This window comes from Nitrobacter winogradskyi Nb-255 (assembly GCF_000012725.1).
GTDB lineage: Bacteria > Pseudomonadota > Alphaproteobacteria > Rhizobiales > Xanthobacteraceae > Nitrobacter > Nitrobacter winogradskyi.
Genome location: NC_007406.1, coordinates 3221828 through 3233739, shown reverse-complemented (window position 1 = coordinate 3233739; position 11912 = coordinate 3221828). Strand labels below are relative to the sequence as shown.

Genomic DNA, 11912 nt, shown 5'->3' with positions numbered 1-11912 from the left:
ACGCGCGCGAAACCGGAAGCATTCCCGCCATTCAAATGCCCGAGCCAGCCTTCCTATTTCACGCCCATGAAATCCCGCTTGCCGAGTTCGACGCCGTTGTGACGCAGGATGTCGTATGCGGTGGTCGCGTGGAAATAGAAATTCGGCAAGGCGAAGTGGCTGAGATACTGCTGACCCTTCAGAGTCATGGTCTGGTCGCGCCCCGCCGGAAAGGTGATTTCGCGATCTTCCGCGCCGTCGAATTTATCGGGCGGCAGTTTCCTGACGTAATCCGTTGCCTTCGCGATCCTCTGCTGTAACTCGTCAAAGGTCTTTTCCGTATCCGGCGTGCTCGGTACTTCCGAGCCGCTCAGTCGCGCGCAGGTCTTCACGGCGAAATCGCAGGCGATTTGAATCTGGCGCGTCAGCGGCAGCATATCCGGATAGAGCCGCGCGGTGAGCAGCGTTTCGGGTGCGATCTTCCGGGCGCTGGCATGGGCTTCGGCTTTCCTGAGGATGTCGGAGAGAGCGCCTAGCATTTGCAGAAAGGCCGGCGAAGCGGAATCATGGAATGACATGGAATGCCTTTGTGTGTTCGGTAATGCGGAAACCGACGGCGAAACAGTGGAATGTGCTTCTGTGGATGGGAGATTATTATATCGCAACCTCCACCATGGACGGAAATCCTAACCTCTCGATCGCATGATCTGCGCCGCTTTCACAGCAAAAAAACACGCTTGAGGAGAGCGGCTTGAAGAGCAACAAAGCGAAGTCTAGCGTGACGCTCCCTTGATCGTGAAATCTCTCAAGGAGGGCGACTTGAACGGCAACAAAAAGGTCGTCTATGACGACAAGGCTCGCCGGATGGCTGAGCAGTTGGTCTTGACCGAACAGCGTCATATTGCAGATCGGCTCCGGGAAGATTGCGAGTGCAGGGATGGAATGTTCCCGCGTCGGACGACATCGAGCCGGCGCGGCTTTTTGTTCGCGGCGGGCTCACTCGTCGGCGCAGCCGGAGCAGCCACGATCGCCCATGCCGAGGTGCTGAAAGCGCCGACCGGTGCAGTTCTTTACGATGTGCCTGACGATCCGACCAAAGTGCAAGGACGGCCGGTCGTCGACGGAAGCTATGGAACGAGGTCCCAGTTCGAGACTGAAGCCCGCATGCGCTATCCGACGCCGAACGAGAACACCTCATGGAGTCTCACTCCGCTCGGCAGGGGAGTTGGCAACATCACGCCATCAGGACTCCACTTCGAACGCCATCACGGCGGAATCCCGACGATCGATCCGGCGAAGCACAACTTGCTGATCCATGGCATGGTGGAACGCTCGATGACGTTCTCGATGGCCGACATCAAGCGGCTGCCTTCGGTGACGCGCAAGCATTTCATCGAGTGCTCTGGCAACGGTCTGACGGAGTGGAACAAGCCGACCATGAAGACCGTGCAAGGAACGCACGGACTGCTCAGCACATCCGAGTGGACCGGTGTTCAGTTCGCGACTTTCGCGCGCGAGACGGGACTGAAGGAAGGTGCGGCCTGGGTTCTGGCCGAAGGCGCCGATGCCGCCGTCATGACACGCAGCATTCCCTTGGAGAAAATGCTTAAGGACGCCCTCATCGTTTACGGACAGAACGGCGAAGCTATTCGTCCCGAACAAGGTTATCCTTTGCGGCTTCTTCTTCCTGGTTATGAAGGAAACACTCACATCAAATGGCTTCGGAGACTGCAAGTCAGCGACAAGCCATTCATGACGCGAGAGGAGACGGCGAAGTATACCGACCTTCTAGGAAGCGGTAAGGCGCGCATCTTCAGCCTGGACATGGAGGCCAAGTCGGTCATCACGTTTCCATCGGGAGAGATGAAGCTGCCGGGTCCGGGTTTCTACAACATCACAGGCCTTGCATGGACAGGGCGCGGGCGGGTCCAGTCTGTCGATGTCTCGCTGGATTCGGGAAGGACCTGGTACCCGGCGCGGCTTGAATCGCCGCCCGAGCCGATGTGCACGGTGCGCTTCAGCTTCCCGTGGATGTGGGACGGCAAGGGTGCGGTGCTGCAGAGCCGCTGCATTGACGAGACCGGTTATGTCCAGCCCACTCTCGAGCAACTCATCGCAATCCGTGGGAATAACGGATCGTTCGGTTCGATCTATCACCTCAATGCGATTCAGAGCTGGGCTGTCAGCGAGGCGGGGGATGTGACCAATGTCCATGCGTAACTCATGGTTCGGCTGCGTGATCGGCGTCTGCCTGTTCTCCGGCAGCGCTGGCGCTCAATCGATGGTCGGTCACTTCGGTGTCGGCCAGACCGCGACGGCGGACGAGGCCGCCAAGTATTTCTCGATCCCGCCTTCGGGCGATGGACTTCCTGCGGGGAGCGGAACGGCAAAAGCCGGTGTGGAAGTTTTTGCCAGCACTTGCGCAGCTTGTCATAGCGACAAATTGCAAGGCAATCCCGCCGCGGGCATTGGTGGTGATCGTCTGCTTGGCGGGCGGGGCTCGCTTGCGGGCAAAACGCCGGTCAAGACCGTCGAGAGCTACTGGCCGTATGCAACGACGCTATTCGATTACATCAAGCGTACGATGCCGTTCAGCGCGCCCGGTTCGCTCAAGGATGACGAAGTATATTCGCTGGTCGCTTACATCCTTTCGGAAGCCAGGATCATCAAACCGTCCGAGACCATTGACGCGAAGAGCCTGCCCAAAGTGCAGATGCCTAACAAGGATGGTTTTATCCCAGACGCCCGGCCTGAGCTTGAACTTTACAGATGAACTCACGCGACAGTGCTCTATGGAAGTTTGGTAGAACGCCAGAGTATTACAGCGTGATAGCGAGACAGGGAACACGCCGCCGATCACACCTCCCGCGCATTCGAAAACGCAAAGCTTGTCATGCGGCGGGTATTTTCGTCTAGGATCAGCGTGCGCGTGAGCGGGGGGTCGGCCCGCTGCGCGCAGTTTTCCCGCTCGCAGAGGCGGCAGTTGATGCCGATCGGCGTGCCCTCGGCATTGTCCAGGTTCATCCCGGAAGCATAGACAAGCCTTGCGGCGTGGCGGATTTCGCAACCCAGGCCGATAGCGAAGCGTGGTTGCGCCAGCGGATGCGGCGCGACCGGCCGGCGCACCATCTGTGCGACCGAGAAGTAGCGGGTGCCGTCGGGCAATTCGATCACCTGCTTCAACAGACGGTCCGGGGTGTCGAACGTGGAGTGGACGTTCCACAGCGGACAGGTGCCGCCGAACTTCGAGAACGGAAACGTGCCGGACGAAAATCGCTTGGAGACATTGCCGGCGTTGTCGACGCGCAGCATGAAGAACGGTACGCCGCGGGCGTTCGGCCGCTGCAGCGTGGTCAGGCGGTGGCATACCTGCTCGAAGCCGGTGCTGAAGCGTTGCGCCAGCACATGGAGGTCGTAGCCGAGCGATTCCGCCGCGGCAAGGAAGGGCTGATAAGGCATCAGCGCGCATCCCGCGAAGTAGTTCGCGAGCGTGATGCGATAGAGCTGGCGCGAGGTGTCGTCGAGCGCGCCGGCGCGGGCGATGATCGCATCAAGAACGGGCGTGCATTCGGCGAGCGCGATATGGAATGCAAGCTGGAAGGCGCGTCCGGGACCGTCCACGAGTTCGGAGATCAGGAGTTGCCGGCGGTGGCGGTCGAAGCGGCGCAGCGTCTCGCGCATGATATCCACCGGCATGATGCGCGTCTGAATCGAATGTTTCTCTCGCAGTCGCGCGCTCAGCGCGGCGAACAGGTCCTGTGCGGGAACGTCGATTTCGTCGCGCAGCGCCTCCGCGGCCTGCTCAAGCTCGGGGAAATAGTTGCGGTTGGCTTCGATCAGGTCGCGAACCCGCTCGATCGGGTCGGCCTCGAAGCGTGCGCCCGTGCTGTCGTCGCGGCCGGCGAACTGCGCCGCCGCCAGCGTTTCGCCGCGCCGCGCCTCGGTATAGGCGGCGTAGAGGCGCTGCAGCGCATGGGTCACGCCGGGGCAGAGTTCGGCCAGATCGCGCAACTCCTGCCTGGGAATGTCGATCTGGCGAAACAAGGGATCGGAAAAGACCTCGTTCAACTCGGCGAAGAAGCGGTCCTCGTCGGCGGTAGCGAGATCGCGCAGGTCGAGATCGTAGGTCTCCGCGAGGCGGAGAAGGATTTGCGCGGTGACCGGGCGCTGGTTGCGCTCGATCAGGTTGACGTAGCTCGGAGAAATGCCGAGCCCTTCCGCGAACTGGGTCTGCGACAACCCGAGCTGCTGGCGGACACGGCGAAACCGGGGACCGACGAAGAGTTTCTTGCCTGGATCGCTGGCCATGCCGATGCTCGCATGTGACAATTTTTACAAAATAACATACATTACATAGCAAGGTGTTACACAACATCATGATTTGAAATCAAGACATCTATACGATCAATCCGATTTGGCGTTTATCTATCCCAAGCATCTTGCGATGCAATGTCATTAAAGTGAACTGGAGATAGGGATGTCCCGGACCTTTGAGCAGATCGTTCTCGCCCCCAAGGGGCGGTTTGAGGGGATCAGCCGTCCCTATGCTCCGGAGGACGTCGAACGGCTGCGCGGCTCGGTCCAGATCGAGCATACCCTGGCGGAGAGGGGCGCGAACCGGCTTTGGAAGCAACTCAACGAAATGCCTTATGTGAATTCGCTCGGCGCCGTCACCGGCAATCAGGCGATGCAGCAGGCGCGCGCCGGTTTGCCCGCCATCTATCTCTCCGGCTGGCAGGTCGCCGCCGACGCCAACACCGCGGGCGCGATGTATCCGGATCAGAGCCTCTATCCGGCTAACGCCGGTCCTGAACTCTGTCGCCGCATCAACCGCACCTTCCAGCGCGCCGACCAGATCGAGCACGCCGAGGGTGGGGCGAAGATCGACTGGTTCGTACCTATCGTCGCCGACGCCGAAGCGGGTTTCGGCGGGCCGCTCAACGCGTTCGAGATCATGAAAGCCTATATCGAGGCGGGCGCGGCCGGCGTCCACTTCGAGGACCAGCTCGCATCGGAAAAGAAGTGCGGGCACTTGGGCGGCAAGGTGCTGATCCCGACCGCGGAGCATGAGCGCAATCTGATCGCGGCGCGGCTTGCGGCCGACGTCTGCGGGGTGCCGACTCTCGTGCTGGCGCGCACCGATGCGGAGAGCGCGAAGCTGATCACGTCGGACATTGACGAGCGCGATCACGAGTTCATCACCGGCGAACGCACGGCGGAAGGCTTCTATCGCCTGAAGCCTGGCACCGGCCTTGACCATTGCATCAAGCGCGGGCTGTCGTTCGCGAAATACGCCGATCTTTTGTGGTGGGAGACCTCCAAGCCCGACCTGGAAGGCGCGCGCGCGTTCGCGGAAGCCGTCAGGAAGGTCTATCCGGACAAGATGCTGGCTTACAACTGCTCGCCCTCGTTCAACTGGGAAGCCAACCTCGACAAGGCCGCGATCGCGCACTTCCAGAAGGAAATCGCGGCGATGGGCTACAAGTTTCAGTTTGTCACGCTGGCGGGCTTCCACTCGCTCAACCATGGCATGTTCGAACTGGCGCGCGGTTACAAGGCCGAAGGCATGGCCGCCTATTCCCGTCTCCAGCAGGCCGAGTTCGCCTCGGAGAAGTTCGGATATTCGGCGACCCGCCATCAGCGCGAGGTCGGCACCGGCTACTTCGATCTGGTTTCGGCCACGATCACGGGAGGCCAGTCGTCGACCACTGCGCTTCACGATTCCACGGAAGCCGCGCAGTTCAAGTCTCAGGGCTCACCGATCAACGTTCAGGCCGCTGAGTAAAGCGGTTGAACACGCGAGGAGGTTCTCATGACCCGTAGCAATTTCTGGGTGATTGGCGGCGAATTTGGTTCAATGAACTTCCACAAGCTGGTGGAAGGCTCGGCTCAGGTGCAGGGACCGTTCAAGACGCGGCAGGAAGCGGAGGATGCCTGGAAGGTCGTGTCCGAGGAGAACCGCTACCGCGCCGGCGTGCGCTTCTCCATCGTGGAAGAGCCGAACCGCATGGCGGGCTGAAGCTCGTCCATCTAGAGTCTGCTTCAACTGCGTTGAACCAGACCCAAGCTAATTTTTTGATCGAGCATGATCTTATCCGAACACCGGTTTCCACTTTTCGGGATCATGCTCTAAAAAGAAGAGAAGCGTCCAAGGAAGCAGCGGCCCTGCCCGGCAGATCGGGCGGGGCCGTTGTTCATCCAGCAGGCGGAGTCCCCCGCTGAAGTAGTCGCCAACCCGTAAATGTTTGAATATAAATGGCATTTTTTCCGACCGGAGTTGCTGCTAGAGCCGTTCCGCTTCCGATTCAATCAGTAGCGGAGCTCTCGGATTTGATTTGACGCGATTTCTTCACGCGAACCGGTAGCCACTTCCCTCGAAAACGCTCTAAGTTACATGGTTACCGTCTGGTTAAAAGGCGGCAGCATCTGCGGGAAAGGCGACCGATGTCGGACTCACCGATCATTGGAAGGGGCGTGGCGGAAACGGCGAAGCCGCGGCGGTTGCGCGACGCGCTGTGGCAGGCCCGGATCGAGGCCGCCGATCGCACGGGCGTCGTCGTGGATCTGCGCGACGCGGAAGCGGCCCGGCTTGAAATCCTGAACGAGGCGCTGGACCCGCTGTTCGCGCAGGTGCCGGATCAGATCGATCTGTTCGATCGGGGTATCAGCAAGGGAGACACCCCGCGGCTGTGGATCGACATCGTCGCCCATGTCGTGATGGGACGTGACAAGCGCCTGTACCGCTTTGTTCAGGATACCCGGTACGGCCGGATCGTGCTCACGGAATCCCATGACGCGGCCGCGATCGTCAAGGCCGTCACGGATTATGTCGCGCGACGCATGATCGAGCGTGAGCGTGCGCTGTCGGCGACGCCGCTGTGGGAGCCGGCGGAGACGAGGAAGCCGCGCCGCGGATACCTGACATTCGCGTTCGGATTCATCGCAGGCGTCGCCGTGCTTTTCGGCTTTGCGCTGCTCGCCGCGCTCAGAACGCCGTGAGACGGTGAGGGACGCGCGGTGCGGGGATCCCTGCGCGGCCGTTATTTCCCGGATGGCGATACCCGCAACAGGCGTCCCGCCTTGCTGTCGGTCAGGAGCCAAAGCGCGCCGTCGGGCGCCTGGCGGACGTCGCGGATGCGCTCATTGAGGTCTTGCAGCAGGCGTTCCTCGCCGATGACCTCATCGCCCCGGAGCGAAAGGCGCACCAGCATCCGCCCCGAGAGCGCGCCGATGAAAAGGCTTCCTTTCCACGACGGAAACAATGTGCCGGTATAGAAGGCCATGCTGGAAGGCGAGATCGACGGCGCCCAGTATTTCACCGGCTGCTCCATGCCTTCCCTTGACGCGCCGGCATGGATCTTCGCGCCGTTGTAATCGACGCCGTAGCCGATCACCGGCCAGCCGTAGTTCCTGCCCTTGCCGATGATGTTGACCTCGTCGCCGCCGCGCGGGCCGTGCTCGACCTCCCATAACCCGCCGGTCACGGGATGGATGGCGAGCCCCTGTTCGTTGCGGTGGCCGTAGCTCCAGATTTCGGGCCTGGCGTCGGCGCGGCCGACGAACGGATTGTCGGAGGGCGCCGAGCCGTCCGGCGCGATGCGGATCACTTTGCCGAGGTGGTTGGCGAGATTCTGCGCTTCGTCACGATGACTGAAGTGATCGCCGAGCGTCACGAACAGGTTGCCATCGTCAGCTTGTGCGATGCGGCAGCCATAGTGATTGCCTGACGATAGCGGGCCCTCCTGACGAAAGATGATCCGGACGTCCTGAAGACGATCCTCACCCAACCGGGCGCGTGCGACGGCGGTTCGTCCGCCGCCGTCCACCCGCTCCGCGAAGCAGAAATAGAGGGTCTTGTTGTCCGCGAACGACCTGTCCAGGACAACGTCGAGCAGGCCGCCCTGGCCGGACGCCCAAACACCCGGCACATTCTTCAGCGGCGGCGACAGATCGCCGTCGCGGCTGACGATACGAAAGCGTCCGGGCCGTTCCGTGACCAGTATCCGCCCGTCCGGCAGCAAGGCGAGCCCCCAGGGGTGGACGAGGCCGCTGGCGACGGTCGAGACCTCGATTGGTCCGGCTGAAGACCGGAACGACCTGCTTTCGCTGCGCGCGCCGGTGGTGAAGAAAGCCGAGAGAATCGTGGTTGCACTCAGAATGGCCGTAGCCCGCGTGAAGGGTGTTTTCATCGGCCGCTCCTGGCTAGAGCATCGGACCCGAAAGTGGGAACCGGTTTCGGGATAAATCCGATGCTCAATCAATTAACTGGAGCGGCGGAGCTGATTCCATTTGACCGGCGGCCGCTCTAATGAGCTACGGTTCACGACAGGGGCCCACGGCAGAGATCGGATTCCCAAGACATGGGTAGCCGCATCCAATCGCGGGGCGGCTGATGTAAACTGCAAGGAATGGTTCAGGTTCCGATTGGCGTGGCCATCGCGACGTTGATCGACAACATTGCGAAAGCGACGGAAAGGAAGACCGCAAGAGCGGCGATTGCCAGTGAAGCCGCAACCGCGTTGATCAGGCGCGCGGATGCGACGGGCGCGAAGCGTCCTCCAAACCATCCGCTCGACCCCGGCGAGCGCCTCATTGTCGAATCTCCACGAGCATGCGCGAATCACCCCCGCCCTCGACCATCTTTCACCAGTCGCGGGCAGCATTGGGGCGAGCCGCGTGAGGAGAAGCGGTTCCCGCACCTGCCATTCCGTACCTGTCATGTCGAAGCTGGCTCTGGGATTGATGCCGGCCGCGCCGATCAGGCTCTTGCGATTCCGACCGCGGCGTTGCCTGAAGAAGCCGCGCTGCCGTCCATGGTTATAAAGCCTGGCTGCTGTTCGATTCGCCGCAACCAGGCGCGGACAGAGGGGAACGTGGTGAGGTCGAAATCACATTGGTCGGCGAGGTGGGTGTAGGCATAAAGCGCGATGTCGGCGATGGTCAGTTGTCCGGCGGCGAAAAAGTCATGGGTTCTGAGATGATTCTCCATGACCTGGAGGGCCGCATAGCCACGCTCCATCCAGTCGTCCAGGGCGTGAGTCTGCAGATCACGACCTCCCTTGACCAGCGACAGCCAGAAATACGCCGCGCCGATATTGGGCTCCAGCGCGTGCTGTTCGAAGAACATCCACTGCAACGCTTCGGCGCGCTCGATCGGTGAATCCGGCGCCAGCCTGGTTCCGATCGCGACATACCACAGGATCGCGTTGGACTCCGCGAGGTAACGCCCCTCCGCGACCTCCAGCAACGGCACCTGTCCGCTCGGGTTCTTCGCCAGAAAATCCGGCGTGCGGCTTTCACCACGCAGGATGTCGATTTCGATGGCATGATAAGGCACGTCAAGGACAGTCAGCGCGAGGCGAACCTTGTAGCTGTTTCCCGAGCGCTGCATCGAATAAAGCTTGTACATTCGCGTGGCCCCGATGTCGCGCCGTGAAGCTGCCGACTTCGCATCTGATAATTTCCGCATCTGAGAATGAGGATGGCATCGAACCGACGCAAGACCTGAACTCTGAAACATATTGAGGGGGACGACAAGCTGCGCCGCGCGAAGAGCCGGGAGTTGCCGTTATCCGGGATTTTTTGGAAAGTTCATTCGCCATGAAAGCGATCGCGGGTGCCGGGGGCATCAGGTGGTTGTGATCCGGGGAGGCGGGACGAGGCCAATAATTTCCATCCGAGCGAAAGGCTCCGGGTGTCCGGCTCGATTTTCCCTGAAACGGCATCGCCGCGGAAACGTTGATCGCAAGCTTCTTGCGGCGCAACGTGACGCACACTAATGTGCCGCGATCCCAATCAATGAGGTAGCGTGGAAGGGGTGACCGGCCACGCTTGCTAGGAGATGACGATGTCGTTCCTGTCCGCCGCGCTCGATCGTGTGAAGCCGTCCGCGACCATCGCGGTCACGGATAAGGCACGTCAGCTCAAAGCGGAGGGACGAAATGTCATCGGCCTCGGCGCGGGCGAACCGGACTTCGATACGCCGGCCAATATCAAGTTGGCCGCTGTTCATGCCATCGAGGCGGGCAAGACCAAATATACGGCGGTCGATGGCATTGCGGAATTGAAGCAGGCGATTATCGCCAAGTTTCAGCGCGACAACGAACTGACCTACCAGCCGAACCAGATCATCGTCGGCACCGGCGGCAAGCAGGTCCTCTACAACGCGCTGATGGCGACCATCAATCCCGGTGACGAGGTGGTCATCCCCGCGCCTTACTGGGTCAGCTATCCCGAGATGGTGGCGCTGGCGGGAGGCGAGCCCGTGCCGGTGATCTGCACGGCGGAGTTCGGATTCAAGCTGCAGCCCGAGGCTCTGGAAAGAGCGATCACGCCGAAGACCAAGTGGATCATTCTCAATTCGCCGTCGAACCCGACCGGCGCGGCCTACACGCGGGCCGAATTGAAGGCGCTGACCGATGTGCTGGTGAAGCATCCCCACGTCTGGGTCATGACCGACGATATGTACGAGCATCTGATCTATGACGAGTTTGAATTCACCACTCCGGCGCAGGTCGAGCCGAAACTGTTCGATCGCACCCTGACGGTCAACGGCGTGTCGAAGGCCTACTGCATGACCGGCTGGCGCATCGGCTATGCGGGGGGGCCCGCGCAACTGATCAAGGCGATGGCGACGATCCAGTCGCAATCGACATCGAACCCGTCGTCCATTTCACAATGGGCGGCGGTGGAAGCCCTGAACGGTCCGCAAGGGTTCATCGAAGCGAACAACAAGGTATTCAAGCAGCGCCGCGACCTTGTGGTGGCGATGCTGAACCAGGCCAGCGGCATAGATTGTCCCCGGCCGGAAGGCGCGTTCTACGTCTATCCGTCCTGCGCCGGCGCCATCGGCAAGACCACGCCGTCTGGCAAGACGCTCGAGACGGACGAGGATTTTGTCACCGAACTGCTGGAGGCCGAGGGCGTCGCGGTGGTGCATGGGTCGGCGTTTGGCTTAGGGCCGGCGTTTCGTATCTCCTATGCGACCAAGACGGCGGATCTTGAAGAAGCCTGCAAACGGATTCAGCGGTTCTGTGGCAGTCTGCGCTGATCGCCTGCGAAGGTTTCGCGCGATCGGCCGACGCCCGAGCAGGCTTTCGGCGTTCGCGGCAAGCCAACGCCTGCATCCGGCCCCGAAAGGTTTTGTCAGGATGTTCATCTAAGGTTTAGCAAGGTGCAGGCATGTTGATGTATTGAATGTGGCGTTCGCCTTGTTTTGGACACGCCGGTTCCATCAATGTCCCAAACCTTTACCGATTCCCAACCGATTCCAAGCGGAGATCATTCATGAACTTCCCAAAACTTCTCGCTGCGGCCGCCGTGACCCTCGTCGCGTCGGTTGCGGGCGCCCAGGCCCAGTATCAACATCATGGGGTCCAGGCCGGCGTCCTCGAATGCGAAGGCGGCCAGCACGTAGGCTATATCGTTGGTTCGACAACGGAACTTCAGTGCATCTTCCGCAGCAGCACCGGAGCGCCGCCTGAACCGTACATCGCGCGCATCCAGCGCTTTGGCCTTGACCTTGGCGTCACTCAGCAGACCGGCCTGGCATGGATGGTCCATGCGCCGGGCGGCCGGCTGGGCCGCGGCGCGCTGGCGGGCCATTTCGGCGGGGTCGGAGCGAACGCGACGGTCGGCGTCGGGATCGGTGCGAACCTGCTGGTCGGCGGTTCCGGTAATTCGATTTCTCTGCAGCCGCTGAGCCTGCAGGGCCAGACCGGCTTCAGCGCCGCGGCTGGCGTGGTCGATGTCGACCTGCGTCCGGCGGATGTTCGTGGGGCGCCACGCTACAAGCGGCATCGTCATCACCATCGCCGTCATCGGCACCATCGCTGATCGGATCGGACGATCACCATAAGGCCCGCGAAAGCGGGCCTTATTAGAGCGTTTTCAAGCGAAGTGGATACCGGTTCGCGTGAAGAAAACGCGTCAAA

General features: G+C 61.2%; 12 protein-coding genes. 7 read left to right on the top strand and 5 right to left on the bottom strand.

Annotated elements, in window-relative coordinates:
- Positions 1-53: 53 nt before the first annotated feature.
- Both NWI_RS15555 and NWI_RS18070 read right to left on the bottom strand, forming a co-directional pair.
- Positions 54-557: a DUF1993 domain-containing protein gene (locus NWI_RS15555; protein ID WP_011316161.1), complete on the bottom strand. Its 504-nt coding sequence runs from the start codon at positions 555-557 to the stop codon at positions 54-56.
- A gap of 76 nt (positions 558-633) precedes the next feature.
- Positions 634-879, bottom strand: a complete 246-nt coding sequence (locus NWI_RS18070; protein ID WP_041345208.1) for a hypothetical protein — start codon at positions 877-879, stop codon at positions 634-636.
- 42 nt (positions 880-921) lie between these two features.
- Here NWI_RS18070 and soxC point away from each other — a divergent pair, with 42 nt between their 5' ends.
- Positions 922-2199: a sulfite dehydrogenase gene (gene soxC, locus NWI_RS15545; protein ID WP_011316160.1), complete on the top strand. Its 1278-nt coding sequence runs from the start codon at positions 922-924 to the stop codon at positions 2197-2199.
- Positions 2186-2752 (top strand): c-type cytochrome, encoded by a 567-nt coding sequence (locus tag NWI_RS15540; protein ID WP_011316159.1) that lies wholly within the window; start codon positions 2186-2188, stop codon positions 2750-2752. Before soxC ends, NWI_RS15540 begins: the two co-directional genes overlap by 14 nt.
- An 83-nt stretch (positions 2753-2835) precedes the next feature.
- Here the strand turns inward: NWI_RS15540 and NWI_RS15535 are convergent, their stop codons facing one another.
- Positions 2836-4287: a helix-turn-helix domain-containing protein gene (locus tag NWI_RS15535; protein ID WP_011316158.1), complete on the bottom strand. Its 1452-nt coding sequence runs from the start codon at positions 4285-4287 to the stop codon at positions 2836-2838.
- A gap of 169 nt (positions 4288-4456) precedes the next feature.
- On the opposite strand from NWI_RS15535, the gene aceA reads away from it, so the two are divergent.
- From aceA to NWI_RS15520, 3 genes are all read left to right on the top strand, one after another.
- On the top strand, positions 4457-5764 hold the full coding sequence (gene aceA / locus NWI_RS15530; RefSeq protein ID WP_011316157.1) for an isocitrate lyase: 1308 nt from the start codon (positions 4457-4459) through the stop codon (positions 5762-5764).
- 27 nt (positions 5765-5791) lie between these two features.
- Positions 5792-5998 carry a DUF4170 domain-containing protein gene (locus NWI_RS15525; protein WP_011316156.1) on the top strand — a complete coding sequence of 69 codons (207 nt, stop codon included), beginning with the start codon at positions 5792-5794 and terminating at the stop codon, positions 5996-5998.
- Positions 5999-6423: 425 nt separating this feature from the next.
- Positions 6424-6978: a hypothetical protein gene (locus tag NWI_RS15520; protein ID WP_011316155.1), complete on the top strand. Its 555-nt coding sequence runs from the start codon at positions 6424-6426 to the stop codon at positions 6976-6978.
- A gap of 41 nt (positions 6979-7019) precedes the next feature.
- Here the strand turns inward: NWI_RS15520 and NWI_RS15515 are convergent, their stop codons facing one another.
- Both NWI_RS15515 and NWI_RS15505 read right to left on the bottom strand, forming a co-directional pair.
- Positions 7020-8168 (bottom strand): PQQ-dependent sugar dehydrogenase, encoded by a 1149-nt coding sequence (locus NWI_RS15515; protein ID WP_011316154.1) that lies wholly within the window; start codon positions 8166-8168, stop codon positions 7020-7022.
- A 569-nt stretch (positions 8169-8737) separates the two neighbouring features.
- Positions 8738-9388, bottom strand: coding sequence for a glutathione S-transferase family protein (locus tag NWI_RS15505; protein ID WP_011316153.1), 651 nt, complete (start codon positions 9386-9388; stop codon positions 8738-8740).
- A 438-nt stretch (positions 9389-9826) separates the two neighbouring features.
- Between NWI_RS15505 and NWI_RS15500 the strand changes: the two genes are divergently transcribed.
- Both NWI_RS15500 and NWI_RS17250 read left to right on the top strand, forming a co-directional pair.
- Positions 9827-11029 (top strand): pyridoxal phosphate-dependent aminotransferase, encoded by a 1203-nt coding sequence (locus NWI_RS15500; protein WP_011316152.1) that lies wholly within the window; start codon positions 9827-9829, stop codon positions 11027-11029.
- A 236-nt stretch (positions 11030-11265) separates the two neighbouring features.
- Complete coding sequence (locus NWI_RS17250) at positions 11266-11814, top strand: DUF992 domain-containing protein (protein WP_011316151.1); 549 nt, start codon at positions 11266-11268, stop codon at positions 11812-11814.
- Positions 11815-11912: the final 98 nt, after the last annotated feature.

Excerpts from the sequence above, each read along its gene's own strand:
- NWI_RS15540 (WP_011316159.1), top strand. The coding sequence starts at position 2,186 with ATGTCCATGCGTAACTCATGGTTCGGCTGCGTGATCGGCGTCTGCCTG.
- NWI_RS17250 (WP_011316151.1), top strand. The coding sequence starts at position 11,266 with ATGAACTTCCCAAAACTTCTCGCTGCGGCCGCCGTGACCCTCGTCGCG.
- soxC (WP_011316160.1), top strand. The coding sequence starts at position 922 with ATGTTCCCGCGTCGGACGACATCGAGCCGGCGCGGCTTTTTGTTCGCG.
- NWI_RS15505 (WP_011316153.1), bottom strand. The coding sequence starts at position 9,388 with ATGTACAAGCTTTATTCGATGCAGCGCTCGGGAAACAGCTACAAGGTT.
- NWI_RS15515 (WP_011316154.1), bottom strand. The coding sequence starts at position 8,168 with ATGAAAACACCCTTCACGCGGGCTACGGCCATTCTGAGTGCAACCACG.
- NWI_RS15555 (WP_011316161.1), bottom strand. The coding sequence starts at position 557 with ATGTCATTCCATGATTCCGCTTCGCCGGCCTTTCTGCAAATGCTAGGC.
- aceA (WP_011316157.1), top strand. The coding sequence starts at position 4,457 with ATGTCCCGGACCTTTGAGCAGATCGTTCTCGCCCCCAAGGGGCGGTTT.
- NWI_RS15520 (WP_011316155.1), top strand. The coding sequence starts at position 6,424 with ATGTCGGACTCACCGATCATTGGAAGGGGCGTGGCGGAAACGGCGAAG.
- NWI_RS18070 (WP_041345208.1), bottom strand. The coding sequence starts at position 879 with ATGACGCTGTTCGGTCAAGACCAACTGCTCAGCCATCCGGCGAGCCTT.
- NWI_RS15500 (WP_011316152.1), top strand. The coding sequence starts at position 9,827 with ATGTCGTTCCTGTCCGCCGCGCTCGATCGTGTGAAGCCGTCCGCGACC.
- NWI_RS15535 (WP_011316158.1), bottom strand. The coding sequence starts at position 4,287 with ATGGCCAGCGATCCAGGCAAGAAACTCTTCGTCGGTCCCCGGTTTCGC.
- NWI_RS15525 (WP_011316156.1), top strand. The coding sequence starts at position 5,792 with ATGACCCGTAGCAATTTCTGGGTGATTGGCGGCGAATTTGGTTCAATG.